24 protein-coding genes are annotated in these 24,310 nt (G+C 66.4%); 11 read left to right on the top strand and 13 right to left on the bottom strand.

The window, feature by feature from the left end; translation table 11 throughout:
- From AC1DP9_RS27070 to AC1DP9_RS27095, 6 genes are all read right to left on the bottom strand, one after another.
- On the bottom strand, window positions 1-129 hold a 129-nt coding region (locus AC1DP9_RS27070; protein ID WP_477109008.1), incomplete at its 3' end, for a transposase.
- An 82-nt stretch (window positions 130-211) separates the two neighbouring features.
- Window positions 212-859, bottom strand: a complete 648-nt coding sequence (locus AC1DP9_RS27075; protein WP_441645728.1) for a C40 family peptidase — start codon at window positions 857-859, stop codon at window positions 212-214.
- 71 nt (window positions 860-930) lie between these two features.
- Window positions 931-1,413, bottom strand: a complete 483-nt coding sequence (locus AC1DP9_RS27080; RefSeq protein ID WP_477108997.1) for a hypothetical protein — start codon at window positions 1,411-1,413, stop codon at window positions 931-933.
- Between the two features lie 174 nt (window positions 1,414-1,587).
- Window positions 1,588-3,303 (bottom strand): PhoH family protein, encoded by a 1,716-nt coding sequence (locus AC1DP9_RS27085; protein WP_477108998.1) that lies wholly within the window; start codon window positions 3,301-3,303, stop codon window positions 1,588-1,590.
- A gap of 276 nt (window positions 3,304-3,579) precedes the next feature.
- Window positions 3,580-4,041, bottom strand: a complete 462-nt coding sequence (locus tag AC1DP9_RS27090) for a peroxiredoxin (protein ID WP_477105751.1) — start codon at window positions 4,039-4,041, stop codon at window positions 3,580-3,582.
- Window positions 4,042-4,220: 179 nt separating this feature from the next.
- Window positions 4,221-4,607 (bottom strand): Mth938-like domain-containing protein, encoded by a 387-nt coding sequence (locus AC1DP9_RS27095; RefSeq protein ID WP_092289438.1) that lies wholly within the window; start codon window positions 4,605-4,607, stop codon window positions 4,221-4,223.
- 244 nt (window positions 4,608-4,851) lie between these two features.
- Here AC1DP9_RS27095 and AC1DP9_RS27100 point away from each other — a divergent pair, with 244 nt between their 5' ends.
- The 11 genes from AC1DP9_RS27100 (at window position 4,852) to clpB (ending at window position 17,526) form a co-directional block, all read left to right on the top strand.
- Window positions 4,852-6,081, top strand: a complete 1,230-nt coding sequence (locus AC1DP9_RS27100; protein ID WP_092289436.1) for a pyridoxal phosphate-dependent aminotransferase — start codon at window positions 4,852-4,854, stop codon at window positions 6,079-6,081.
- Between the two features lie 54 nt (window positions 6,082-6,135).
- Window positions 6,136-7,446, top strand: a complete 1,311-nt coding sequence (locus tag AC1DP9_RS27105; RefSeq protein ID WP_092289434.1) for a homoserine dehydrogenase — start codon at window positions 6,136-6,138, stop codon at window positions 7,444-7,446.
- 13 nt (window positions 7,447-7,459) lie between these two features.
- Window positions 7,460-8,905 (top strand): threonine synthase, encoded by a 1,446-nt coding sequence (gene thrC / locus AC1DP9_RS27110; protein WP_477108999.1) that lies wholly within the window; start codon window positions 7,460-7,462, stop codon window positions 8,903-8,905.
- 173 nt (window positions 8,906-9,078) lie between these two features.
- Entirely contained in the window at window positions 9,079-10,287 is a 1,209-nt protein-coding gene (locus tag AC1DP9_RS27115) for a molybdopterin molybdotransferase MoeA (RefSeq protein ID WP_477109009.1), read from the top strand.
- A gap of 18 nt (window positions 10,288-10,305) precedes the next feature.
- Window positions 10,306-10,563, top strand: a complete 258-nt coding sequence (gene moaD / locus AC1DP9_RS27120; RefSeq protein ID WP_092289428.1) for a molybdopterin converting factor subunit 1 — start codon at window positions 10,306-10,308, stop codon at window positions 10,561-10,563.
- A 1-nt stretch (window position 10,564) separates the two neighbouring features.
- Complete coding sequence (locus tag AC1DP9_RS27125) at window positions 10,565-11,068, top strand: molybdenum cofactor biosynthesis protein MoaE (RefSeq protein WP_092289426.1); 504 nt, start codon at window positions 10,565-10,567, stop codon at window positions 11,066-11,068.
- The gene (gene crcB / locus AC1DP9_RS27130; protein WP_092289424.1) at window positions 11,069-11,449 is read left to right on the top strand and encodes a fluoride efflux transporter CrcB; all 381 of its coding nucleotides are present in this window, start codon (window positions 11,069-11,071) and stop codon (window positions 11,447-11,449) included. It abuts the gene before it with no gap.
- Window positions 11,450-11,746: 297 nt separating this feature from the next.
- Entirely contained in the window at window positions 11,747-13,906 is a 2,160-nt protein-coding gene (locus AC1DP9_RS27135; protein ID WP_477109000.1) for a 3-hydroxybutyrate oligomer hydrolase family protein, read from the top strand.
- Between the two features lie 165 nt (window positions 13,907-14,071).
- Window positions 14,072-14,554, top strand: a complete 483-nt coding sequence (locus tag AC1DP9_RS27140) for a DUF2778 domain-containing protein (protein ID WP_477109001.1) — start codon at window positions 14,072-14,074, stop codon at window positions 14,552-14,554.
- The gene (locus AC1DP9_RS27145) at window positions 14,551-14,841 is read left to right on the top strand and encodes a hypothetical protein (RefSeq protein ID WP_477109002.1); all 291 of its coding nucleotides are present in this window, start codon (window positions 14,551-14,553) and stop codon (window positions 14,839-14,841) included. The genes AC1DP9_RS27140 and AC1DP9_RS27145 overlap by 4 nt, the downstream gene beginning before the upstream one ends.
- Window positions 14,842-14,937: 96 nt before the next feature.
- A complete protein-coding gene (gene clpB / locus AC1DP9_RS27150) occupies window positions 14,938-17,526 on the top strand; it encodes an ATP-dependent chaperone ClpB (RefSeq protein WP_441593582.1) in 2,589 nt (862 codons plus the stop codon).
- Between the two features lie 69 nt (window positions 17,527-17,595).
- Here clpB and AC1DP9_RS27155 read toward each other — a convergent pair whose 3' ends face one another.
- The 7 genes from AC1DP9_RS27155 to AC1DP9_RS27185 form a co-directional block, all read right to left on the bottom strand.
- A complete protein-coding gene (locus AC1DP9_RS27155; protein WP_477109003.1) occupies window positions 17,596-17,931 on the bottom strand; it encodes a type II toxin-antitoxin system RelE/ParE family toxin in 336 nt (111 codons plus the stop codon).
- Entirely contained in the window at window positions 17,928-18,200 is a 273-nt protein-coding gene (locus tag AC1DP9_RS27160; protein WP_092289416.1) for a type II toxin-antitoxin system Phd/YefM family antitoxin, read from the bottom strand. The genes AC1DP9_RS27155 and AC1DP9_RS27160 overlap by 4 nt, the downstream gene beginning before the upstream one ends.
- An 82-nt stretch (window positions 18,201-18,282) precedes the next feature.
- On the bottom strand, window positions 18,283-19,092 hold the full coding sequence (locus AC1DP9_RS27165) for an enoyl-CoA hydratase/isomerase family protein (RefSeq protein WP_477109004.1): 810 nt from the start codon (window positions 19,090-19,092) through the stop codon (window positions 18,283-18,285).
- A complete protein-coding gene (locus AC1DP9_RS27170) occupies window positions 19,089-20,324 on the bottom strand; it encodes a CaiB/BaiF CoA transferase family protein (protein ID WP_477109005.1) in 1,236 nt (411 codons plus the stop codon). The genes AC1DP9_RS27165 and AC1DP9_RS27170 overlap by 4 nt, the downstream gene beginning before the upstream one ends.
- Window positions 20,325-20,392: 68 nt before the next feature.
- Window positions 20,393-21,370 carry a Bug family tripartite tricarboxylate transporter substrate binding protein gene (locus AC1DP9_RS27175; protein ID WP_477109006.1) on the bottom strand — a complete coding sequence of 326 codons (978 nt, stop codon included), beginning with the start codon at window positions 21,368-21,370 and terminating at the stop codon, window positions 20,393-20,395.
- Between the two features lie 82 nt (window positions 21,371-21,452).
- On the bottom strand, window positions 21,453-22,373 hold the full coding sequence (locus tag AC1DP9_RS27180) for a LysR family transcriptional regulator (RefSeq protein ID WP_092289408.1): 921 nt from the start codon (window positions 22,371-22,373) through the stop codon (window positions 21,453-21,455).
- 152 nt (window positions 22,374-22,525) lie between these two features.
- Window positions 22,526-24,310, bottom strand: a 1,785-nt coding sequence (locus AC1DP9_RS27185; RefSeq protein WP_477109007.1) for a YadA family autotransporter adhesin, incomplete at its 5' end; no start/stop codon positions are given.

Consider the following 24,310-nt stretch of genomic DNA (forward strand, 5'->3'; position numbering starts at 1 on the left):
TCCCGCCACCCAGCGCCGTACTGTTCCGCTGTCTATTTCATGGCGTTTGGCGATCTCACCATAGCCTGCCTGACCGTCCAGGTAGCTCTGGATAACTGTCAGCCTGAACTGCTCCGAGTACCGATACATGAAAACACCCCAAAAGTTGGGGTCCACCTTTTGGGGTGCAGTTCAATCGCGCCTGGCTTTTTTTACGCCTTTTACTAGACGACTATTGCCGGGCGAAGGCGGCGATGGGGTCGTCGTCTTCCTGGGTGGGCGCAGGGGCGGGCGAGGGGGCTTCTGGGGCGGGCGCCGGCGTCATCGGCAAATTACTAGCTGCCACCACGCGGCGGGCGCCGTTGTAGCGGGAGGCCCAATAAGACTTGCCCATGTCCTCGAGCCGCACCGTGCCACCGGTGGCGGGCGCATGGACGAAGCGGTTCTGGCCGACATAGATGCCTACGTGGGAATTGGCGCGTCCCGTGGTGTTGAAGAACACGAGGTCGCCGGAGGCCACCTGGCTGCGGTCCAGCGACGAACCGCGCTGGCCCATCTGCTCGGTCGTGCGGGGCAGGTTCACGTTGGCGGCGCGCTGCACCACGTAGCGAACCAGGCCGCTGCAATCGAAACCGGAATCGGGGGTGTTGCCGCCGTAGCGGTAGGGGGTGCCGACCAGCGACATCGCCTGGATCGAGATTTCCTCAAGTCCGGCGCTCGGGTCGATCATCGGTTTGCCGGGTGCCCGGGGCACGGACGAACCCTGCCGGGGCGGCGGCCCGCCGGCGCAGGCGGCCAGTAGCAGCGCGGCGGCACTCACCGCGAGGGCGGCGGTGCGGGAGGCATTGAGAGAGAAAAGGCGAAGCGGGCGCTGCGGCATCCTTCTTTTTGTTCGGTTGCCGGGTCACGCGTCCGTCCGCGGTGCAGCGCGGTTAGCGCATTGTTAATGCATCACCAGCGAAGCTGGGCGTTGCGCGTGCCGGTGCTGATCTTCATGGACTTGGCCTGACCCTTATAGGTCGCTTCGATATTGTAGCTGCCTTCGGGCGCACGTATGAGGCAGCGGGGGCCGCCAGCCTTGAAATTGGCCACCGGCTGGCCGTCGCGTGTCAGATTGACGTCAACTTCCGACAAAAATTCGCCATTCGGGCCCTGTGTGAACAGGATGCCCATGTTGAAGTTCTTCTCCTGCTCGGCCAGTTTGGCGCGCTCATCCTCCGCCACGCCGCCGCAGACATAGCTGACGGGGCCCATCGTGCGGATGACCATTTCCTCGGCCGCCCGGGCCGGACGCCAGGTGGCGGCGATGACCAGCGACGTGCCGATCAGCGTGGCCGCCAGGATGCGGCGCCGCCGCGTGGTGCGCGAATGGCGGGAAAACAGGGTCCGTGGATTGCCGGACAGGTAGGGATTGAACGATTGTGGCTTGTCCATCGACGCCTCCGTATCGACATGAACACCGGACGATCATAGCGCCACTGCCGCGCTTTGGCTGTCAGCCAAAGCCCGACGCGACGTGACGACATGGACGGGCATCCACGCGGACGCCCGGATCCGGGTAAAAGGGAGACGAACGCCGCCCGGCGGACAATGCCGGGCGGGCGGTACTTAAAGAACGTCCGCCGCGTGGTCGGCCAGGCGCGAGCGTTCGCCGCGCGCCAGCGTGACGTGGCCGCTGTGGCTCCAGCCCTTGAAGCGGTCTACCACATAGGTCAGGCCCGACGAGCCCTCGGTCAGGTACGGCGTGTCGATCTGCGCGATATTGCCCAGGCAGACGATCTTGGTACCGGGGCCGGCCCGCGTGACCAGCGTCTTCATCTGCTTCGGCGTCAGGTTCTGGGCCTCGTCGATGATGACGAACTTGTTCACGAACGTGCGGCCGCGCATGAAATTCATGCTCTTGACCTTGATGCGCGAGCGGATCAGCTCCTGCGTGGCCGCTCGGCCCCAGTCACCGGCGCTGTCATCGCTCTTCTGCAGGACTTCGAGGTTGTCGTCGAACGCGCCCATCCAGGGCTGCATCTTCTCTTCCTCGGTACCCGGCAGGAAGCCGATGTCCTCGCCCACGGGCACGGTGGCGCGCGTGACGATGATCTCGTTGTAGAGCTTCTGGTCCAGCACCTGCTCCAGGCCGGACGCCAGCGCCAGCAGCGTCTTGCCGGTACCGGCCTGGCCCAGCAGCGTGACGAAGTCGATGTCCGGGCTCATCAGCAGGTTCAGCGCGAAGTTCTGCTCGCGATTGCGGGCCACCACGCTCCACACGTTGTTCTTGTTGTGGGTGTAGTCCTTCAGGGTCTGGAGCAGGGCGGTCTTGCCGTTGATTTCCTTGACCTGCGCGTACAGCGGCAGGCTGCCGTCCATCGGCTCCAGGTAGACGAACTGGTTGACCAGGAACGACGGCACCAGCGGCCCGGTCAGGCGATAGAACATGGCGCCGGACTTCGGGTCCTGCCAGCTCTCCACGCCCTTGCCGTGCTTGGCCCAGAAGTCGTTCGGCAACTGCATCACGCCCGCGTAGAGCAGGTCCTTGTCTTCCAGGACCTGGTCGTTGAAGTAGTCCTCGGCCGGCAGCCCCAGCGCACGCGCCTTGATGCGCATGTTGATGTCTTTCGACACCAGCACGACCTGGCGCTCCGGGAACTGCTGCTGGAGCGCACTGACCACGCCCAGGATCTGGTTGTCGGCCTTGCCCTGCGGCAGGCCTTCGGGCAGCTTGATCTCGTTCAGGCGGGTCTGGAAGAACAGCTTGCCCTGCGCATCGCGGTTGCCGAGCGTGGCCAGCGGCAGGCCGTCGTCGAGCACGCCGTCGGTGGCGCCGACCAGCGAGTCGAGCGTGCGGCTGACCATCCGCGCGTTGCGAGCGACTTCGCTCATGCCCTTCTTGTGGTTGTCCAGCTCCTCGAGCGTCATCATCGGCAGATAGATGTCGTGCTCTTCGAAGCGGAACAGCGAGCTCGGGTCGTGCATTAGCACGTTGGTGTCCAGCACGAACAGCTTGCTGGGCCCCTCGGCCTTGCGGGCGCGGCGCGTGGGGCCGGCCGCCGGCTTGACCAGGCTCACGGCCGGCGCGGACGGGGCGGTCGTGGCTGGCGCCGGGGCGTCCGCGGTGCGGGCGCGCGTGGGGCTGCCGGCGCGGCCGCGCGTGGCGGGCGCCTGGAGGTCGCCCGTGTCACCGGTCGGGCCTGAATCGAGCAATGCCTCGCGCTCGAGCGTCGGCACAGGTTTCTTACCCTGCGCGGCTTTGGCCTTGGGCAGTGAGACCGGTGCGAATTCGCTCGGGTCCAGCAGTTGGGCAGGCTTGGCGGGCATGGTAGGCAGCGGCATGCTTGGACATCCTTTCAGGGGGGCGGAAAAGGGCAGGCAAACAAAAAAGCCGCCATGCCTGATGAACAGGTGTGGCGGCTTCTTCGCGGACCCCGGACACGGCAGGTCCGCTACCAGCCCGGGGACTTTCTCTCCTGGGCCGGAACGGTACAACAGCGTGGCAACTGGGATCTGAACGCATTACGGGCCAATGTATCCGAACGTTTTCGGTTTGGCAATGACCCTGCGGACGGAGTGTTGCGCGGTGTTGCGCCCGTGGCAGTGGCGCCTGGCGGACTAGATCTTGCGGATGAGTTCGAGGACTTCGTCCACGTGGTTCGGCACCTTGATGCCGCGCATCTCGTGCCGCAGGATGCCCTTGCCGTCGAGGATGAAAGTGCTGCGCTCGATCCCGCGCACTTCCTTGCCATACATCTTTTTCATCTTGATGACATCGAACAGGCCGCAGAGCGCCTCGTCGGCGTCCGAGATCAGCGCGAAGGGCAGCTCAAGCTTGGCCTTGAAGTTCTCGTGAGACTTCATGCTGTCGCGCGAGATGCCGAACACCACGGCGCCGGCCGCCTCGACCTCGGCGTACTGGTCGCGGAAGTTCATCGCTTCGGTGGTGCAGCCCGGCGTGTTGTCCTTCGGGTAGAAGTACAGGACCACGGTCTTGCCGCGCTGGCCGGCAAGATGGAACTCCCCGCCGGTAGCGGGGGCGCGGAAGTCCGGAACGGCCTGGTTGAGACTGACTGTCATGCTGGTGGCTCTCCTGGATGGCGGTGCATCATCGGTGATGGCGGCCCGTTTGTTGTGGGGGGTGATCCGGGCTTGTGCCATGGCGGGTGCAGTTTGGGGCAGTCGGCCAGACTTCAAGCGTGGCGTGTGCTCAACCTCGGCAGGTTGCCGGCCGATATTCGCACCAGGGGGCCCGCCGCTCAAGCTTCGTCGATCGGCTCCACCAGCAGGATCGCCGCCACCTTGCGGCCCTCGGCCATCAGGATATTGTAGGTGCGGCATGCGGCCTGGAGATCCATGGCGTCCACGCCGATATGGCGGCGAGCCAGCGCGGCGGTCAGGCGCGGGTGGGGAAAACGCAGCTTGTTGCCGGTACCCAGCAGGACGACTTCTGCCTGTTTATCGAGCAGGACGTCGAAATGGGCGGGTTCCAGGTCCTCGAAACGGGCAACCGGCCACGGCTCGACCGGGCCTTCCGGCATGACGAGCACGGACTGGTTGTGGCGGACCAGGTTGATTTCGATATACCCGGGGCCGTAGCTGGTCACGGTATTGAGATTGTGGGGTTTGTCAGCGTGGAGTTTCAAGAGGGGGCTCGCGGTGGCAGGATCGTGCGCCCGGCGCGGGAAAGCGTCGCTGCAATGCAAGAATCCATGCCGAAGTCTGTCATAATCCGATAAATTATAGCTTTTGCCTCCCTGTCTGCCACGCGCCGGGCACATCACCGCGGATGCGCCGCCGTCCGCCCAGACTTGCCAGGACATTCCAGAAGATTCCGAAAATCCGCTGCCACGGAGACCGGCAGCCTGCCCTGACATCGCCAACACCGCCGTGAAACCCATCCAGAAATCGAACAAGCTCCAGAACGTTTGCTATGACATCCGCGGCCCGGTGCTGGAAAAGGCCCGGCAGATGGAGGAGGAAGGGCACAAGATCATCAAGCTGAACATCGGCAACCTGGCCGTGTTCGGTTTCGATGCCCCGGAGGAGATCCAGCAGGACATGATGCGCAACCTGCCCAATTCGGCGGGTTACTCGGACTCCAAGGGCATCTTCGCGGCGCGCAAGGCCATCATGCACTACACCCAGGAGAAGAAGATCCAGGGTGTGGGGCTGGACGACATCTACGTGGGCAACGGCGCCTCCGAGCTGATCGTGATGTCGATGAACGCGCTGCTCAACAGCGGCGACGAGGTGCTGGTGCCGGCGCCGGACTACCCGCTGTGGACCGCCGCCGTGAGCCTGTCCGGCGGCACTCCGGTGCACTATATCTGCGACGAGGCCGACGACTGGATGCCGGACCTCGACGACATCCGCAAGAAGATCACCCCGAACACCAAGGCGATCGTCGTCATCAACCCGAACAACCCCACCGGGGCGCTGTACTCGGACGAATTGCTGCAGGAGATCGTGGCCATCGCGCGCGAGCACGGCCTGATCATCTTTGCCGACGAGATCTACGACAAGGTGCTGTACGACGGCCATTCGCACACCTCGATCGCCGCGCTGTCCACGGACGTGCTGACAGTGACCTTCAACGGCCTGTCGAAGAACTACCGCTCGTGCGGCTACCGCGCTGGCTGGATGGTGGTGTCGGGCGACAAGCGCCCGGCGCTGGACTATATCGAGGGCCTGAACATGCTGTCCTCGATGCGGCTGTGCGCCAACGTGCCGGCCCAGTGGGCCATCCAGACCGCGCTGGGCGGTTACCAGAGCATCAACGACCTGGTGGGCGAGGGCGGCCGGCTGCGCCGCCAGCGCGACCTGGCCTATGAGCTGATCACCCAGATCCCCGGTGTGAGCTGCGTCAAGCCCAAGGCCGCGCTGTACCTGTTCCCCAAGCTCGACCTGTCGATGTACCCGATCCAGGACGACCAGGAATTCATCTACGAACTGCTGCAGGAATCGAAGGTGCTGCTGGTGCAGGGCACCGGCTTCAACTGGGGCGCGCCGGATCACTTCCGGATCGTGTTCCTGCCGCACGAGGAAGACCTGCGCGAGGCCGTGACGCGCGTCGGCCGCTTCCTCGAAACCTATCGAAAACGTCACGGCACGGCCTGAGCCGCCGCGGCGCCCCCGTTCATCCCGCATCAAGCAACCCAGAGTCAGACGTACATGCAACCCATTAAAGTCGGCCTTCTCGGCATCGGTACCGTTGGTAGCGGCACGTTCAACGTGCTCAAGCGCAATCAGGAAGAAATTCGTCGCCGTGCAGGCCGCGGCATCGAGATTGCGATGGTGGCCGACCTCAACACCGAGCGCGCCCGGGAACTGACCGGCGGCGAGGTGGAAGTCGTCAGCGATGCCAACGAGGTGGTCACCCGCCCGGAAATCGACATCGTGGTGGAGTTGATCGGCGGCTACGGCATCGCCCGCGAGCTGGTCCTGAAGGCCATCGAGAACGGCAAGCACGTGGTCACCGCCAACAAGGCGCTGCTGGCCGTGCATGGCAACGAGATCTTCGAGGCCGCCCGCCGCAAGGGCGTGATCGTGGCGTTCGAGGCCGCCGTGGCTGGGGGCATCCCCATCATCAAGGCGCTGCGCGAGGGCCTGACCGCGAACCGCATCCAGTGGATCGCCGGCATCATCAACGGCACGACGAACTTCATCCTGTCCGAAATGCGCGACAAGGGCCTGGACTTCGACGTGGTGCTCAAGGAAGCCCAGCAGCTGGGCTATGCCGAGGCCGACCCCACCTTCGACATCGAGGGCATCGACGCCGCCCACAAGGTCACGCTGATGAGCGCCATCGCCTTCGGCATGCCGGTGCAGTTCGACAAGGCCCACGTGGAAGGCATCACCAACCTGTCCGCCATCGACATCAAGTACGCCGAGGAACTGGGCTACCGCATCAAGCTGCTCGGCATCACGCGCCGCCGCGAGGAGGGTGTGGAGCTGCGCGTGCATCCCACGCTGGTGCCGGCATCCCGCCTGATCGCCAATGTGGAAGGCGCGATGAACGCCGTGCTGGTGCAGGCCGACGCCGTGGGCACCACGCTGTACTACGGCAAGGGCGCCGGCGCCGAGCCGACCGCCTCGGCCGTGATCGCCGATCTGGTAGACGTGACGCGCCTGCATACGGCCGATCCGAACCATCGCGTGCCGCACCTGGCGTTCCAGCCGGACGAGCTGTCCAGCGTGCCGGTGCTGCCGATCGAGGAAGTCACCAGCTCCTACTACCTGCGCATGCGCGTGTCCGACGAGACCGGCGTGCTGGCCGAGATCACGCGCATCCTGGCCGAGGGCGGCATCAGCATCGACGCGATGCTCCAGAAGGAGTCGCGCCAGGGCGAGCCGCAGACCGACATCATCATCCTGACGCACCTCACGCGCGAGAAGCACGTGAACGCCGCCATCCGCGGCATCGAGTCGCTGCCGACGGTGCTGTCCGCCGTGACGCGCCTGCGCATGGAAGAACTGAACTAAGACGCCTCCGCTCATGCAATACCAATCGACGCGCGGCCATGACATGCCGCAATCGTTCTCCGAGATCCTGCTGGGCGGCCTGGCGCCGGACGGTGGGCTCTACCTGCCGAAGCAGTACCCGCAGATCACGGCCGACGAGCTGGAAGCCTGGCGCAAGCTGTCCTATGCCGACCTGGCGTTCGAGGTGCTCTCGCGCTTCTGCGACGACATCCCCGCCGACGACCTGCGCGCGCTGACGCGCAAGACCTACACCGCCGAGGTGTACTGCAACGCACGTCCGGGCGATAACACGGCGGACATCACTCCGCTGCGCACGCTGGGCGAGGAAGGCGGCACGCCGCTGCAACTGCTGGGCCTGTCGAACGGCCCGACGCTGGCCTTCAAGGACATGGCGATGCAGCTGCTCGGCAACCTGTTCGAGTACGCACTGCGCCGGGCCGGCCTGAAGCTGAACATCCTCGGGGCGACGTCCGGCGACACCGGCAGCGCCGCCGAGTACGCGATGCGCGGCAAGGACGGCATCCGCGTGTTCATGCTGAGCCCGCACCGCAAGATGAGCGCGTTCCAGACCGCGCAGATGTTCAGCCTGCAGGACCCGAACATCTTCAACCTGGCCATCGAAGGCGTGTTCGACGACGCCCAGGACATCGTCAAGGCGGTGTCGAACGACCACGCCTTCAAGGCGCGCCAGTGCATCGGCACCGTCAATTCGATCAACTGGGCGCGCGTGGTGGCCCAGGTGGTCTACTACTTCAAGGGCTGGCTGCTGGCCACCGATGGCCCTGGCCAGAAGGTGTCGTTCTGCGTGCCGTCGGGCAACTTCGGCAACGTCTGCGCCGGCCATATCGCGCGCATGATGGGCCTGCCGATCGACAACCTCGTGGTGGCCACCAACGAGAACGACGTGCTCGACGAGTTCTTTCGCACCGGCACCTACCGCGTGCGGACCTCGGCGCAGACGTACCACACGTCGAGCCCGAGCATGGATATCTCCAAGGCCTCGAACTTCGAGCGCTTCGTGTTCGACCTGCTCGGCCAGGACGGCGACAAGCTGGCCGCGCTGTTCCGCGACGTGGATGCCAAGGGGGGCTTCGATCTCTCCGGCACGCCGGAATTCGACCGCATCCGCCAGTTCGGCTTCGTTTCGGGCCGCAGCACGCATGACGACCGCCTGGCCACCATCCGCGACGTGCACGCGCGTTACGGCGTCACCATCGACACCCATACCGCCGATGGCGTGAAGGTGGCGCGCGAGTACCTGACGCCGGGCGTGCCGATGGTAGTGCTGGAAACGGCACTGCCGGCCAAGTTCGCCGACACGATCCGCGAGGCACTGGGGCACGAGCCCGAGCGGCCCGCCGCGTTCGATGGGATCGAGGCGCTGCCGCAGCGTTTCGAGGTGATGCCGGCGGATGCCGCGCAGGTCAAGGCGTACATCGCCCGGCACACCGGACTGTAAGCGACTGTCCAGCGACCGACCGGCGCCCAACTCGTTACAATCGGGTTTGCCGGGCCCGCTGCCACGGCCCCCAGGCTTCGCGCCGGGGGCTGTTTTTCATGGGCCAACCTGATTCCAGCCACGCTCACATGACCCAAGCCCCCACTCCAACTGCTGCCGCCAACCGTCCGCCGATGCTGACCATGGCCGAGGCCCTCGCGGCCCTGATGGCCGGCGTGCGTCCGCTGACGGCCACCGAGACCGTCGACACGCTCGACGCCAACGGCCGCGTGCTGGCCGCGCCCGTGACCAGCACGCTGCGCGTGCCGCCCGCCGACAATACCTCGATGGATGGCTACGTGATGCGCGCCGCCGACGTCCCCGCGCCGGGTACGCGCCTGCCGGTCTCGCAGCGGATTCCGGCCGGCCACGTGGGCACGGCGCTGGCCGCCGGCACCGCCGCGCGCATCTTCACGGGCGGCCTGATCCCGCCCGGCGCCGATGCCGTGGTCATGCAGGAGCAGTGCGTGGCCGATGGCGACGCGGTCATCGTCAATCATGTGCCGGCTTCGGGCGAATGGATTCGCCGCGCGGGCGAGGACATCGAAACCGGCGCCGAGATTCTGCCGACCGGCACCCGGCTGACGCCGCAGGCGCTGGGCCTGGCGGCTTCGGTCGGGCAGGCGAAGCTGGATGTGGTGCGCCGCGTGCGCGTGGCCGTGTTCTTCACGGGCGACGAGCTGGCCATGCCCGGCGAGCCGCTCAAGCCGGGCGCCATCTATAACTCCAACCGCTTCACGCTGCGCGGCCTGCTCGAAAATCTGGGCTGCGACGTGTCCGACTTCGGCATCGTGCCGGACACGCTGGCCGCCACGCGTGACACCTTGCGCCGTGCCGCCGAGGGGTGTGATCTGATCATCACCTCGGGTGGCGTCTCGGTGGGCGAGGAAGACCATATCCGGCCGGCCGTGCAGGCTGAAGGGCGACTGGACCTCTGGCAGATCGCCATCAAGCCGGGCAAGCCGTTGGCCTTCGGCCAGGTGGCGAACGGCTCGGACAGTCCGGCGCACTTCCTCGGCCTGCCGGGCAACCCCGTGTCGAGCTTCGTCACCTTCCTGCTGTTCGTGCGGCCGTTCATCCTGCGTCTGCAAGGCGTGGCCGATGTGACGCCGCGCCGCCTGCCGCTGCGTGCCGATTTCGATCTGGCGCGTGGCGACCGCCGCAACGAATTCCTGCGCGCGCGCCTCAACGACGCGGGCGGCCTCGACCTGTTCCCGAACCAGAGTTCGGGCGTGCTGACGTCTACGGTCTGGGGCGATGGGCTGATCGACAACCCGCCGAACCAGACCATTCGCCGCGGCGACACCGTGCAATTCATCCCGTTCGACGGCCTGCTGGGCTGACGCGCGGACCCAACCATCATGCAAATCGAACTCCGATACTTCGCCAGTGTGCGCGAGCAGGTGGGGCAGGGCGCCGAGCGCGCCGAGGTGCCCGCCAGCGTACGCACCGTGGGCGACCTGCGCGGCTGGCTGCGCGAGCGCGGCGGCCAGTGGGCCGAGGCGCTGGCCGAGGGCCGCGCGCTGCGAATGGCCGTGGACCACGCCGTGGCCCGCGCCGACACCCCGCTGGCCGAGGGCTGCGAGGTGGCGTTCTTCCCGCCCGTGACCGGAGGCTGAGATGAGCGCACGCGTGCAGCACGATGATTTCGACCTCGGCGCCGAAGTGGCGGCGCTGCGGGCCGGCAATCCCGGCGTGGGCGCCGTGGCCAGCTTCATCGGCACCGTGCGCGATGTCACGCACGGCACGGCGGTCCGGACGATGGAACTCGAGCACTATCCGGGCATGACCGAGAAGTCGCTGGAACGCATCGAGGCCGCCGCGCGCGAGCGCTGGGCGTTGCTCGGCGTGACCATTGTCCATCGCGTGGGGCTGTTGCAGCCGCTGGACCAGATCGTGCTGGTCGCCGTGGCGTCCGCGCACCGGGGCGATGCCTTCGCGGCGTGCGAGTTCATCATGGACTACCTGAAGTCCGAGGCGCCGTTCTGGAAGAAGGAAGAAACGCCCGAGGGCGCGCGCTGGGTCGATGCGCGGGTCTCGGACGATGCGGCGCTGCGCCGCTGGGGCATCGAATCGTTCAACGCCGAATCATCGAACACATCGAACAACAATAAGGAAGGTTGAATGGGTCCGCTCGGGTTTGTGGCGGTGGGCGTCGGCGCCGCCGCGGGCGCCTGGCTGCGCTGGGGATTTTCCGTGCTGTGGAACGCGGCCAACCCGGCGCTGCCGTACGGCACGCTGGCCGCCAACCTGGTGGGCGGCTATCTGGTCGGGATCGCCGTGGCGTTCTTCCAGTCGCACCCGGGCCTCTCGCCCGAATGGCGGCTGCTGGCCGTCACCGGCTTTCTCGGCGGCCTGACCACGTTCTCGACGTTCTCCAGCGAGGTGGTCGGCAACCTGATGGCGGGCGACTATCGCTGGGCGCTCGCCCACGTGGTGGTGCACCTGGGTGGCTCGCTGGTGCTCACGGCCTTCGGCATCTGGACCTGGCGCGCGCTCGCCTAAGTATTTTCCCTTTTCCGTCAAACACTTGGCTGGCCCGATGCCTATGTATCGGGTCGCACATACAGGTTCCGGCATCGGCGCTATAGCTGGCATTCGACTGACTGCCTGCTCGCATCCAAACGCCTGAACCGTCTACTATGTCCCGGGAGGGACGAATACGACGCTCCGCCGGGCGTGCTCCCCATCGCCCCCGTCGCCCCCGTTGGTTTGCATTTGCGGTTTGCAGTTTGCGGTTCGTAGGTCTTGTTTCTGTTTTACCGATCCGGCCCCGCCGGCATACATAACAGGAGACACCCCATGACGCATAGCCTTGCAACGCGCGCAGGAAAATTCCTAGTCGATCCACGATGCCACACCGCCATTGCCGCCGCCGTGGCGGTGCTGCTGATTGGCGCCTGCGGCGGCGGGGACAACAACAACAGCGGTGGGGGCGGTGGCGGCCCGGTCACGCAGAACCCGAACAACCGGCCGACCTTCGTGGTGGGCACCATCGGCGTGCAGAACTACGACGGCACGACCGACGACCTGCTGACCGCCGGGCTCGGCAAGGACGGCCTGATCGCCACGGCTACCGCGCCGGTTCCCGCCGATCCCGCCGCGCCCACGGCGGCCGAGCTGCGCCGCATCGCCATCTTCAATAACTACCGCGCCATCGTCGATACCAATCCGCTGGGCGGGTACGGCTCGCTGTACGGGCCGAACGTCGATCCCCAGGGTAACGTCACCGCCAGCCAGGGCAAGGTGCCCGGTACCGAGTACATCGCCTTTGCCGACGACGGCACCGGCCAGCAGAACGTGACGATCATGGCGCAGATCCCGACCAACTTCGATCCCGCCAATCCTTGCCTGATCTCGGCGACCTCGTCGGGCTCGCGCGGCATTTATGGCGGGATTTCGGTCGGCGAATGGGGGCTCAAGCGCGGCTGTGCCGTGGCCTATACCGACAAGGGCACGGGCGCGGGGGCGCACGACCTCGACTCGGACACCGTGCCGCTGATCAACGGCACCCGCCAGGCTCGCACCGGCGCCGGCAAGCTGGCCCAGTTCGCGGCGCAGCCGGGCGCGCAGTCGCTGGCGGACTTCACCACTGCCAATCCGCACCGGCTGGCCTACAAGCATGCCCACTCGAAGCAGAATCCCGAGGCCAACTGGGGGCTGAACACGCTCCAGGCCATCGAGTTCGCCATGTGGGCGATCAACGATAAATTCGGCACCGTGGGGTCCGACGGGGTGCGGCAGGCCTCCATCGGCAAGGACAAGATCCTGGTGATCGCCTCGGCCGTCTCCAACGGCGGCGGCGCGGCCATCGCGGCAGCGGAGCAGGATACGAACGGCCTGATCGACGGCGTGGCCGTGGGCGAACCGAACGTGAACATGCCCGCCGTGCCGGCCATCACGGTGAAGCGGGGCGGGGTGACGGTGGGGTCATCGGGGCGGCATCTGTATGACTACACGACCACGGCGAACCTGTTCTCGCTTTGCGCGGGCACGGCGTCGCTGCCGGCACCGTTCACCTCGGTGACGGTCATCCAGGGCGCCAATCGCTGCGGCTCGCTGGTCGGCAACGGGCAACTCACCGGCGCGTCGCTGACTGACCAGTCGACCGACGCCTTCACTCGCCTGCACGCCGCCGGCTGGGAGCCAGAATCCGATGTGCTGCATGCATCGCTTTCATCGCTCGAAGTGGCCAGCTCGATCTCGGTGACGTACGCCAACTCCTACTCGCGTGCCAGCGTCACCGACAAGCTGTGCGACTACACCTTCGCCTCGCCGGGCGGCGCTACCGGCACCCCGGTGACCATCCCGCCAAACATATTGGCCCTGACGTTCTCCACCGGCAACGGCGTGCCGCCGAGCACCGGCGTGACGCTCATGAACGAGAAAGCCCAGGGCGGCCCCGCCCGCGACTTCCTCTCCACCAACAGCGTCGGCGGCGTCGCGGACGCCAACCTGCCCGGCGCCAACTGCCTGCGCGACCTGCTGACCAACAGCGCCGCACTTCAGGCGGGCATCGGACAGACGCTGCGCACCGGCAACCTGCGCGGCAAGCCAGCGATGATCGTCCATGGCCGCAGCGACGGCCTGCTGCCGGTCAACCACACGTCGCGGCCTTACCTGGGGCTGAACAAGGTGGCCGAGGGCACCAGCAGCAAGCTCTCATATATAGAGGTGACCAACGGCCAGCATTTCGACGCCTTCATCGACGTACTGCCTGGCTACGCCAACACCTTCATCCCGCTGCACGTGTACCTGAACCGGGCGCTGGACGCCGTGTACGCCAACCTGCGCAGCGGCACGGCCCTGCCGCCGTCCCAAGTGGTGCGCACGACGTCACGCGGAGGCACTGCCGCCCCGGCACCGCAGATCCTGCCCACGAACGTCCCCCCGATCGCCGCCACCCCGGCGGCGGGCGATGTGATTTCGGTGAGCGGGTCGACGGTGGACGTGCCGAACTAGTCGGGCAGGTGCGTTAAACGCCACGTTTCCCGTCGAGAGACCCCACATCTCGACGGGAGCGTTCTGACCCCAGTCAGCTTGATGACCGCTTTCGAACAATTCCTATTGGGGCTGGCGCGCCCCTAAGCCAATCTCGATGCTCGTTTCACGAAGGAGCATCGAGTCATGATCGATTTGACGTTTTATCTCAACGACCGGCCCAGGAGTCGGCTTCGGGCCGGCGTACTCGATGTGCCGGCATTCTCGGGACGAGATGGGGACATCAATAGTTATCTTGCCGCCTGTCGCAAGAACTCCGGTCCGATCACGCCTGGCACTTATTACGTGTTAGACCGGCCCTCTGGCGGGGGTTTGAGATGGTTTCGGGAGCAAAATCCGTTTTCGACCGACAGGCGAAGGTGGTTCGCCCTCTTCGCCGCGGATGGAAGAGTGGACGATGTCTCGCGATTCTGTGCCGAAGTGGAGCGCGGGGAGTTTCGCCTCCACCCTAACGGTTCGCAAGGCATCAGTGAAGGTTGCATTGCTGTCAACAGCCACACCGACTTTGACCGCCTGAGGGCTTTGCTCAAAGCATCGACTGTCGGCCGGATTCCCAACACGGATATTGCCTGCTACGGCAGACTCACGGTCAAGAGGTCCACGCCGTGACGGCGGTCTTAAAGGCACTTGTCAAAGTCGTGTTGGTGGCCGCGTGGCTTGTGCTTTTTCCTCTGTACCTGACTGCCAAGTGGCTGGATTACTCGGAGGTCATTTCTATTCCTCCGTGGCTCGGACAGTGGTTGTTCGACCATTACCGGCGTTTCGATCCCGCTGAGGACGGATACAACTTCGAAGCGTTGTTGTATTGGCTTCCCTCGTTTCTGACGACGCTGGTGGTCACTGCGGTCGCCATATGGCTTTGGCGCAGCCGCTCGAAATCTGCCCGTCAGCCTTGAAATGTCAAGTCAAAGCCCTATCTTTCCGAAGTAACGTGTCCGGGCCGGGCCACCCCGCGCAACAGGACACACTTTCCTAGAGAGAGAGGGATCCGAATGCGACTTGATAAATTCACCACCCGGTTCCAGGAGGCGCTTGCTGATGCGCAGAGCCTGGCGCTGGGTCACGACAACCAGTACATCGAACCGGTGCACCTGCTGCGCGCGCTGCTGGCGCAGAACGATGGCGCCGCGCGCACGTTGCTGGCGCGCGCCGGTGTGAACGTCAGTGGGCTGCAGACCACGTTGGACGCCGCCATCAAGCGGCTGCCGCAGGTGCAGGGCACCAACGAGGTCCAGGTGGGCCGTGACCTCAACAACCTGCTCAACGCCACCGAGAAGGAAGCCATCAAGCGCAATGACCAGTTCATTGCCAGCGAGCTGTTCCTGCTCGCCGTGGCTGACGACAAGGGCGAGGGCGGCCGTATTGCGCGCGAGCATGGGCTGTCGCGCAAGTCGCTCGAGGCGGCCATCCAGACCGTGCGGGGTGGCGACACCGTGCAGAGTGCCGATGCCGAATCGCAGCGCGAGGCGCTCAAGAAATACACCGTCGACCTGACCGAGCGCGCCCGTGCGGGCAAGCTCGACCCGGTGATCGGCCGTGACGACGAAATCCGCCGCTCCATCCAGATCCTGCAGCGCCGTACCAAGAACAATCCGGTGCTGATCGGCGAGCCGGGCGTGGGCAAGACCGCCATTGTCGAAGGGCTGGCCCAGCGCATCGTCAACGGCGAGGTGCCCGAGACGCTCAAGAACAAGCGCGTGCTGGTGCTCGACATGGCCGGCCTGCTGGCTGGCGCCAAGTATCGCGGCGAGTTCGAGGAACGGCTCAAGGCTGTGCTGAACGACGTGGCCAAGGATGAAGGCCAGACCATCGTCTTCATCGACGAAATTCACACCATGGTCGGCGCGGGCAAGGCCGAGGGCGCCATCGACGCCGGCAACATGCTCAAGCCGGCGCTGGCGCGCGGCGAGCTGCACTGCATTGGCGCGACCACGCTCAATGAGTACCGCAAGTACATCGAGAAGGACGCCGCGCTGGAGCGCCGCTTCCAGAAGGTGCTGGTGGAAGAGCCGAGTGTGGAGGCGACCATCGCCATCCTGCGCGGCCTGCAGGAGAAGTACGAACTGCACCACGGCGTGGAGATCACCGACCCGGCCATCGTCGCGGCGGCGGAACTGTCGCACCGCTACATCACGGACCGCTTCCTGCCGGACAAGGCCATCGACCTGATCGACGAGGCCGGCGCGCGCATCAAGATGGAAATCGACTCCAAGCCGGAGGCGATGGACAAGCTCGAGCGCCGCACGATCCAGCTCAAGATCGAGCGCGAGGCCGTGAAGAAGGAGAGCGACGAGGCGTCGCGCAAGCGGCTGGAGCTGATCGAGCAGGAAATCGAGCGGCTTGGGAAGGAATATGCCGACCTGGACGAGATCTGGCGCGCCGAGAAGGGCGCTGCCCAGGGCGCGGCTGCGCTGAAGGAAGAGATCGAGAAGATCAAGCTCGAGATCACCCGGCTGCAGCGCGAAGGCAAGCTGGACAAGGTGGCGGAGCTTCAGTACGGCAAGCTGCCGGAACTGGAAGGCAAGCTGCAGGCGGCGACCAAGGCCGAGGCCAGTGAGCAGAAGCAGCCGAACAAGCTGCTGCGCACGCAGGTGGGTGCCGAGGAAATCGCCGAGGTAGTCAGCCGTGCCACCGGGATTCCGGTCGCCAAGATGATGCAGGGCGAGCGCGACAAGCTGCTGAAGATGGAAGACCGCCTCCACGCACGCGTGGTGGGCCAGGACGAGGCCGTGCGGCTGGTGTCCGACGCCATCCGCCGCTCGCGTGCCGGCCTGGCGGACGAGAACAAGCCCTATGGCTCGTTCCTGTTCCTGGGGCCGACCGGCGTCGGCAAGACCGAGCTGTGCAAGGCGCTGGCCGAGTTCCTGTTCGACTCGGAAGACCACCTGATCCGCATCGACATGAGCGAGTTCATGGAGAAGCACAGCGTGAGCCGGCTGATCGGCGCGCCCCCGGGCTACGTGGGCTACGAGGAAGGCGGCTACCTGACCGAGGCGGTGCGCCGCAAGCCGTACGCGGTGATCCTGCTCGATGAAGTCGAGAAGGCGCACCCGGACGTGTTCAACGTGCTGCTGCAGGTGCTGGACGATGGCCGCCTGACCGATGGCCAGGGCCGCACGGTCGATTTCAAGAACACGGTGATCGTGATGACCAGCAACCTGGGCTCGCACCTGATCCAGTCGATGTCCGGCGAGCCGCAGGACGTGGTGAAGGGCGCGGTCTGGCAGGAGGTGCGCACGCATTTCCGCCCCGAGTTCCTGAACCGGATCGACGAGGTGGTGGTGTTCCACTCGCTGGACCAGCAGCACATCGAGTCCATCGCCCGCATCCAGCTGCAACGGCTGCAGGCGCGTCTGGCACGCATGGACATGACGCTGGACGTGACCGAGGCGGCGCTGGAGAAGATTGCCAGCGCAGGCTACGACCCGGTGTTCGGCGCCCGGCCGCTGAAGCGCGCGATCCAGCAGCAGATCGAGAACCCGGTGGCCCGCGCCATCCTCGAAGGCAAGTTCGCCGCCAAGGACGTGATCCCGGTGGACTACGAAGACGGCGCGTTCACGTTTGGGAAGATGGTGGACTGAGCGGCTGGCAAATCTGCCGGTACAAGAAAACGGCCCGGAGGGGGATACCCTCCGGGCCGTTTTTCGCATCTAGTTGCCTTCTGGAATCGCTCGCAGGAGCCTGCGGGAAAGGAGGGTGCGCATGTCGCGGCGCGTGTCGCAGACAATGTGGATGTACAGGACGTCAGCCCTGACCTCGTAGAGGATCCGGTTCATGCCCGAGATGACCTGTCGGTACTGCCGGAGGCCGAGGTCTGCCAGTTCGTCGGGGATGGCACCGCCTTCCGGAAAGGCCTGGATCGTGCGCACCGAGTCCTTGATGCCCTGCAAGGTTTCCTGCCAACTTGCCTTGCCGAAGCGCCGGACGATGTAGCGGCGCAGTTCGTGCAAATCCTCTTCTGCCGCTGCAAGGAAGACGGCCCTCACGCGTCGTCGTCCTTATCTAGGTCGGCGAAGACGTCCTCCACATCACGAAAACGCCCGCGCTCGATGTCGCGGGCGCCCATCGCCAGCAGCTTCAGCAGGGCGAGGGTTTCTTCCTGTTCCTCGAACGTGCGCACATCCATGACCACGAGCTTGGCCTCGCCGTTTTGGGTGATCAGCATCGGCTCGCGCGACGCCGAGATGTCCTTGACGATCTCGGCGGCGTGGCTTTTGAGGTAACTGATGGGTTTGACCTGGGTGGAGAATTTCACGGCTTGGCTCCCTCGGTCCATGGTGGATGGGGTCCAAATATAGACCAAATATGGTCTTGTCCGCAAGTCTCCCCGCCTGGAGTCAGCTTCCCCGCCACACCGGCGACCGCTTGGCCACGAACGCGTCCACCCCTTCCCGGAAGTCCTCGCTGCCATAGCATTGCCGGACGAGGTCGTCGGTGTCTGCCACGGCGGCTACGGTCTGGCGGCGGAGGGCTTCCTTGACCACGGTCTGGGTGACGGGGGCCAGGGCGCCGAGGCGGTCGCAGAGGGCGGCGACTTCGGCTTCCAGGGCGTCGGGCGCGTGCACGCCTTCGAGGAAGCCGCAGGCCAGGGCGGCGTCCGCGTCGAGGATCTGGGCCAGCAGCAGCATGCGGCGCACCGGTTGCAGGCCCCACGCGGCGCGCAGCCGGGTGAGGTTCAGTGCCGACAGCGTGTTGCCCAGCGTGCGGGCGATCGGCACGCCGAAGCGCGCCTTGGGCGTGCCGAGGCGGAAGTCGCAAGCCGTGGCGATGGCGAGCCCGCCGCCTACCGCCCAGCCTTCGACAACTGCCACGGTAGGCATCGGCAGTTGCTCGACCAGCCGGATGCCTTCGTCGATGCGTGACTCGTAATCCACGCCATCGTCGCCACTGGAAAACTGCTGGAACTGGGCGATGTCGGTGCCGGCCACGAAGGCCTCGCCGCCCGCGCCGCGCATCACCACCACGCGCGCGCCGGCCGTGCCTTGCGCGGCCAGCGTGCGGCAATGCCCGGCCAGTTGCTCGTACATCGCCCAGGTCATCGCGTTGCGCGCGGCGGGGCGGTCGAAGGTGAGCGTGGCGATGCCGCCTGCCATCGTCAGCGTGACCTGCCCGTCTCCCGGCGCTGCCGGCGGCAGCGGGGCGCTCATGATCCGAACGCGCCGGCCGTCGCCAGCGACTGCTGTTCGTCCTGCGAGAGGCCCAGTTCGGCCAGGATTTCCTTGGTGTGCTGGCCCAGCAGCGGCGGCGGGCGCCGCACCTGCTGGGGCGTGCCGCCCATCTTTACCGCGAAGCCGATATTGGGCACCTTGCCCTCGATCGGATGGTCGATTTCGATCCGCATCTGCCGATGCTTGCCATGCTCGCTGGCGAACGCCTGCGGGTAGGTCAGGATCGGCCCGGCCGGGATGCCTACGGCGAGCAGCCGTTCGATCCAGTCATCGCAACTCGCCTTGGCAAAGCTTTGCTCCAGTTCGGCGATCAGCGCCGGCCGGTTGGCCAGCCGCAGCGCCACGCTGGCGAAGCGCTCGTCCTTGAGCAGGTCGTGTCGATCCAGCGTCTGGCACAGCAGCTGCCACAGCTTCTGGTTGGTGGCGCCCATCACGAAGTAGCCGTCGGCCGCCTTCATGGCCTGATAGGGCGCGCTCATGCGGTTGGCCGTGCCCAGCGGTTCGGGCTCGCGGCCGGTGCCCCAGTACTCGCAGGTGTCCCACACCGAGAACGCCAGCGCGGAGTCGAACAGCGACGCATCCACGTACTGCCCCTTGCCCGTCTGCTTGGCGCCGATATAGGCCGCCAGCATGCCGTAAGTGGCGAACAGCGCACAGCCGATATCGGCCACTGGCACGCCAGCCTTCACGGGCGCACCGCCGGGGTAGCCGGTCACGCTCATCACGCCCGACATGGCCTGCGCCATCAGGTCGAAGCCGGGCCGGTTGGCCCACGGCCCGCTCTGGCCGAAGCCCGAAATGCTCACGTACACCAGCTTCGGATTGATCTTGGCCAGCGTCTCATAGTCGATGCCAAGCCGCTTCATCACGCCGGGCCGGTAGTTCTCGACCAGGATGTCAGCGGTTTCCGCCAGCCGGTAGAGCACCTCGCGGCCGGAATCGGTCTTGAGGTCCAGCGTGACGCTGCGCTTGTTCCGGTTCATGTTAAGGAAGCCCATGCTGTCCGGCCCCTTCATCTTGAAACCCATGGCGCCGCGCGTCTGGTCGCCGCCGTCGGGCGGCTCGATCTTGATCACGTCGGCGCCGAGATCGGCCAGCAGCATGCAGGCGTAGGGGCCGGCCATGACCTGGCTCACGTCGAGCACACGCACGCCGGCCAGCGGCAGGGGGGTGGCAGGCGCCGGGGCGCCAGCTTGGCTGAGATCTGTCATCGGGTGAATCCTGAATTCGTGGAGAGGGGGGCGAGGGTGGCGCGCGCGGGCGCGCCGTCTCGCAGCCATCAGCTTTCGGCTTTCACGCCGGCGTCCTTCACGACCTTGGCCCACTTGGTGGACTCGGACGCGATAAAGGCGCCGAACTGCTGGCTCGAGCCGCCGGAATCTTCGGCGCCGAAGCTCTTGAGCCGCTCGGCCACATCGGGCGTGAGCAGCACGCGGTTGACGTCGTCGTTCATGCGCTGCACCAGCGCCGGGGACATCCCCTTCGGCCCGACCAGGCCGTACCACGACGCTGCGTCCAGCCCGGGAAAGCCGGACTCGGCCAGCGTCGGCACATTGGGATGGCTGGCCGCGCGCTTGAGCCGGGTCTGGGCGATGGCGATGACCTTGCCCTGCTGGATGAAGGGCGTGGCGGCGGTCATGGTGTCGAACGCGTAGTCGATCTGGCCGCCGATCAGGTCCGCCACGAGCGGGCCGGAGCCTTTGTAGGGCACATGCACCACATCGAGCTTGGCCTGCAGCCGGAACATTTCCAGCGCCAGATGCTGGGCCGAACCGATGCCGGACGAGCCGAACGAGATCTGGCCCGGCTTCTGCCGGCACAGCGCGACGATGTCCTTCACCGTGCGCACCTTCTGCTCGGGCCGGCAGGTCAGCATGTTGGGGGTGACGCCGACCATCGAAATCGGCGTGAAGTCGGCGCGCGGGTCGTACTTGACGTCGAGCAGCGCCGGGGCGATGGCATGGCTGTTGACGTGCGCCATCAGCAACGTGGTGCCATCAGGTGGCTGTTTCGCCACATATGCAGCGGCAATGGCCCCGGTGGCGCCGGGTTTGTTCTCCACCAGCACGGTGGTGTTCCACATCATCCCCAGCTTCTGGCCGATGACCCGCGCCAGCACGTCGGTACCGCCGCCCGGGGCGAAGCCCACGACGATGCGCACCGGGCCGGCCACATCGGCCGCCCGCGCCAGGCTGGGCATCAGGCCCGGCACGGCCAGTCCGGCCACGGCTCCAAGTAGGAATTGTCTGCGCTGCATTGCCTGTCTCCATCCTTAATCGTTATGGAGCCATCATCCGCAATGCGCCCGGCGCGGGCTATCGCTATTTGGGGGATTCTGGTTACGCGTTTTGCGCAAGCACCTTGAGCACGCCCAGCGCCGCCGAGGACAGCGCGTCCGCCGGGCGATGGCACAGCACGAACTGCCGCTCCGCCCAAGGGGCGTCGATGGGCAGACGCACGAAGCGGCTGCCGCCCGCCACCTCGGCCGCGACCGCCTCCGGCATCACGCCGCAGCCCAGGTTCTGCGCCACCAGCGCGGCGATGCTGTCGAAGCCGCCCACGCGCATGCGCATGCGCAGCACCCGGCCGGCTTCCTCGGCCAGCCGTTCCAGTCCGAGCGAGATGGCCGAGCCTTCGCCCAGCACGATCAGGTCGCAGTCGAGCACATCGTCCGAGGTCACCTGGGCGTGGCCGGCCAGCGCATGGTCGCGCGCCACCACCAGCACCAGCCGGTCATGGCGGTAGGGTGCGGTCGGCAGGTCGATCATGCCGAGGCTGCCTTCGTAGATGCCGATGTCCACGGTGCCGCGCCGCAGGGACTGCTGCACCTCGAGGCTGTTCATTTCCTGGAGGTCGATGCGCACGCCGGGGCAGGCCGAGGCGCAGCGCTGGATATCGAACGGCAGGAACTGGATCACGGCGGACTTCGGCGCGGCAATGCGCACCACGCCAAGGTCGCCGCCGATAAAGGAGGCGGCGTCGTCCTGCATGCGCTGCACGGTGTGGGTGATGCCGCGCGCGTGGGCCAGCAGCGCGCGGCCGGCTTCGGTCAGCGCCATGCCGTGAGGCAGGCGTTCGAACAGGGCCACGCCCAGTTGGGCCTCCAGTTCGAGCACGCGGCGCGAGGCCGCGGCCGGGGCCAGGTGCAGGCGCTCCGCGCCGCGCGTGATGCCGCCGAGTTCGGCCACGGCGATGAAAAGCTGGACCGTCGTGAGATCGAAATGCAGCCGGGGGCTGCGCAAGGGAAGGGGGGACGTCACGTTGGGCGGCGTGGGGACTGGCGATGGGGAGCCATCGATTGTCCGCTGATCCGGGGGCGCCGGCCACTGCGGTTTTCCCGTGCCGGGCGCATGAAAAAAGCCCGCCTCCGGGAGGAGACGGGCTTTGCTGGCGTGGCGCCCGCTGTCGTGGCTTACCAGTGGAAGCCGGCGGAGACCGTCGAGCCGTAGTTGCCGCGCGTGTTGGAGGACACGATGGCCTTGTAGACCCACTTCCCGCTGCTCGACATCTTGGAGACGCCCAGCGCGATCGCGGATTCCCCGCTGTACGCGGAGGCACCCAGCGCGGCCATGCCCTTGCCCGGCTGGACCGACTGCGGCAGGCCTGCCATCGCCATCGCCGAGGCGGTGCCGGCGTGGGCGTCGCGGCGCACCGCACCCACCTGCCGGTCGGTGTAGGTGTTGGCCTGGTTCAGCGTCTGGCTGTTGCCTTGGCTGGCGTAGCTCCGCATCTGGCCGACGTTGACCGCGTCGGTATCCTGCGTGCCGGCGGCCACGTTGACGATCTGGCGTTCGGCATCCGCGTTGCCAACCGAGACGGTGTCGGCACGGTCGGCAATCGAACCGGCGCCCAACGCCACGCTGTTGTCAGCGCTGGCCTTGGCATCGGCACCCACGGCAACGGCGGCGTTACCGCTGGCCTCACCGTAGCTGCCGATCGCCACTCCACGGCTCTCCGACCGGACGATGGCGGCGTCGCTGCCGTCGGACTTGCCGTCCGCCTGGAAGTGGTGGCTCGTGCCGCCACCCTTCGCCAGTTGTTGCGTCAGGCTGAAGATCTGGCTGCCGTTGACGGCGTCGGTGCTGCCGGCGCCAATCAGGCCGTCGGCCACGCCGGTGAGCTGGCGCGTGCCTTCCGTGCCGGCCACGTTCACCACCTTGCCGCCCTTGTCGGTCGCCACGTTGATGTGGCCGGTTGCGGCGTCCTGCTTGACCAGGCCGATCGTGCCGTTGTTGATGTTGTTGGTGATCTGGGTCATCGAACCCTCGACATTGGTCACGCGGTTGTCGAGGTTCGTGATCGCGCCGCCCACGTTATTGACGGTGGTGCCGCCGACGGTGTAGGTCGGCCCGGAGATGCTACCGTCGCCGTTTACCCCCGCTCCGCCACCCAGTGCCGTGGCAATGGAACTGCTCACGCCGTGGAGCTGGCCGCCGTTGACGGCGAACAGGCTGCCGGCCGCGACCGTGCCGTTGGCCACGCCACGCAGCTGCCGGGCGCCGGCGGTGCCGGTCAGATCCACCAGCGAGCCGTCCTTGTCCTTGGCGACGGTGATCGCCTTGGTCGTCGCGTCTTGCTTGACGAGGCCGGCCATGCCGTTGTTGATCGTGTTGGCGAGGTTCGTGACGTCGCCCTCGACGTTGGTCACGCGGCCGTCGATCGTGGTGACGCGGCCATCCAGGTTGGTCAGGGCGCCGCCCACGTTGTTGAACGTGTTACCGCCAACGGCGTAGGTCGGCGCGGACACCGAGCCATCGCTGTTGACCGTGGCCCCGCCACCCAGCGCGCTGGCCACCGAGCTGCTCACGCCATGGAGCTGGCCGCCGTTGACCGCGTGCAGGCTGCCTGCCGCCACCGTGCCGTTGGCCACGCCGCGAAGCTGGCGGGCGCCGGCGGTGCCGGTCAGGTCCACCTGCGTGCCGTCCTTGTCCTTGGCGACGGTAATCGCCTTGGTGGTGGCGTCCTGCTGGACCAGGCCGGTCGTGCCGTTGTTGATATTGTTGGTGAGGTTCGTGACCGAGCCTTCGACGTTGGTCACGCGATTGTCCACGGTGGTCACGCGACCATCGAGATTAGTGATGGCGCTGCCCACGTTGTTGACGGTCGTCCCGCCAACCGTGTAGGTCGGTGCCGACACGGTGCCATTGCCGTTGACCGCAGCGCCGCCGCCCAGCGCGCTGGCCACCGAGCTGCTGAC

This window comes from Cupriavidus sp. 01L43, assembly GCF_056399925.1.

Bases quoted from the DNA above. Each gene is read 5' to 3' on its own strand.
- AC1DP9_RS27075 (WP_441645728.1), bottom strand. From the start codon at position 859: ATGCCGCAGCGCCCGCTTCGCCTTTTCTCTCTCAATGCCTCCCGCACC.
- AC1DP9_RS27080 (WP_477108997.1), bottom strand. From the start codon at position 1,413: ATGGACAAGCCACAATCGTTCAATCCCTACCTGTCCGGCAATCCACGG.
- AC1DP9_RS27085 (WP_477108998.1), bottom strand. From the start codon at position 3,303: ATGCCGCTGCCTACCATGCCCGCCAAGCCTGCCCAACTGCTGGACCCG.
- AC1DP9_RS27090 (WP_477105751.1), bottom strand. From the start codon at position 4,041: ATGACAGTCAGTCTCAACCAGGCCGTTCCGGACTTCCGCGCCCCCGCT.
- AC1DP9_RS27105 (WP_092289434.1), top strand. From the start codon at position 6,136: ATGCAACCCATTAAAGTCGGCCTTCTCGGCATCGGTACCGTTGGTAGC.
- thrC (WP_477108999.1), top strand. From the start codon at position 7,460: ATGCAATACCAATCGACGCGCGGCCATGACATGCCGCAATCGTTCTCC.
- AC1DP9_RS27115 (WP_477109009.1), top strand. From the start codon at position 9,079: ATGCTGACCATGGCCGAGGCCCTCGCGGCCCTGATGGCCGGCGTGCGT.
- moaD (WP_092289428.1), top strand. From the start codon at position 10,306: ATGCAAATCGAACTCCGATACTTCGCCAGTGTGCGCGAGCAGGTGGGG.
- AC1DP9_RS27125 (WP_092289426.1), top strand. From the start codon at position 10,565: ATGAGCGCACGCGTGCAGCACGATGATTTCGACCTCGGCGCCGAAGTG.
- crcB (WP_092289424.1), top strand. From the start codon at position 11,069: ATGGGTCCGCTCGGGTTTGTGGCGGTGGGCGTCGGCGCCGCCGCGGGC.
- AC1DP9_RS27135 (WP_477109000.1), top strand. From the start codon at position 11,747: ATGACGCATAGCCTTGCAACGCGCGCAGGAAAATTCCTAGTCGATCCA.
- AC1DP9_RS27140 (WP_477109001.1), top strand. From the start codon at position 14,072: ATGATCGATTTGACGTTTTATCTCAACGACCGGCCCAGGAGTCGGCTT.
- clpB (WP_441593582.1), top strand. From the start codon at position 14,938: ATGCGACTTGATAAATTCACCACCCGGTTCCAGGAGGCGCTTGCTGAT.
- AC1DP9_RS27165 (WP_477109004.1), bottom strand. From the start codon at position 19,092: ATGAGCGCCCCGCTGCCGCCGGCAGCGCCGGGAGACGGGCAGGTCACG.
- AC1DP9_RS27170 (WP_477109005.1), bottom strand. From the start codon at position 20,324: ATGACAGATCTCAGCCAAGCTGGCGCCCCGGCGCCTGCCACCCCCCTG.
- AC1DP9_RS27175 (WP_477109006.1), bottom strand. From the start codon at position 21,370: ATGCAGCGCAGACAATTCCTACTTGGAGCCGTGGCCGGACTGGCCGTG.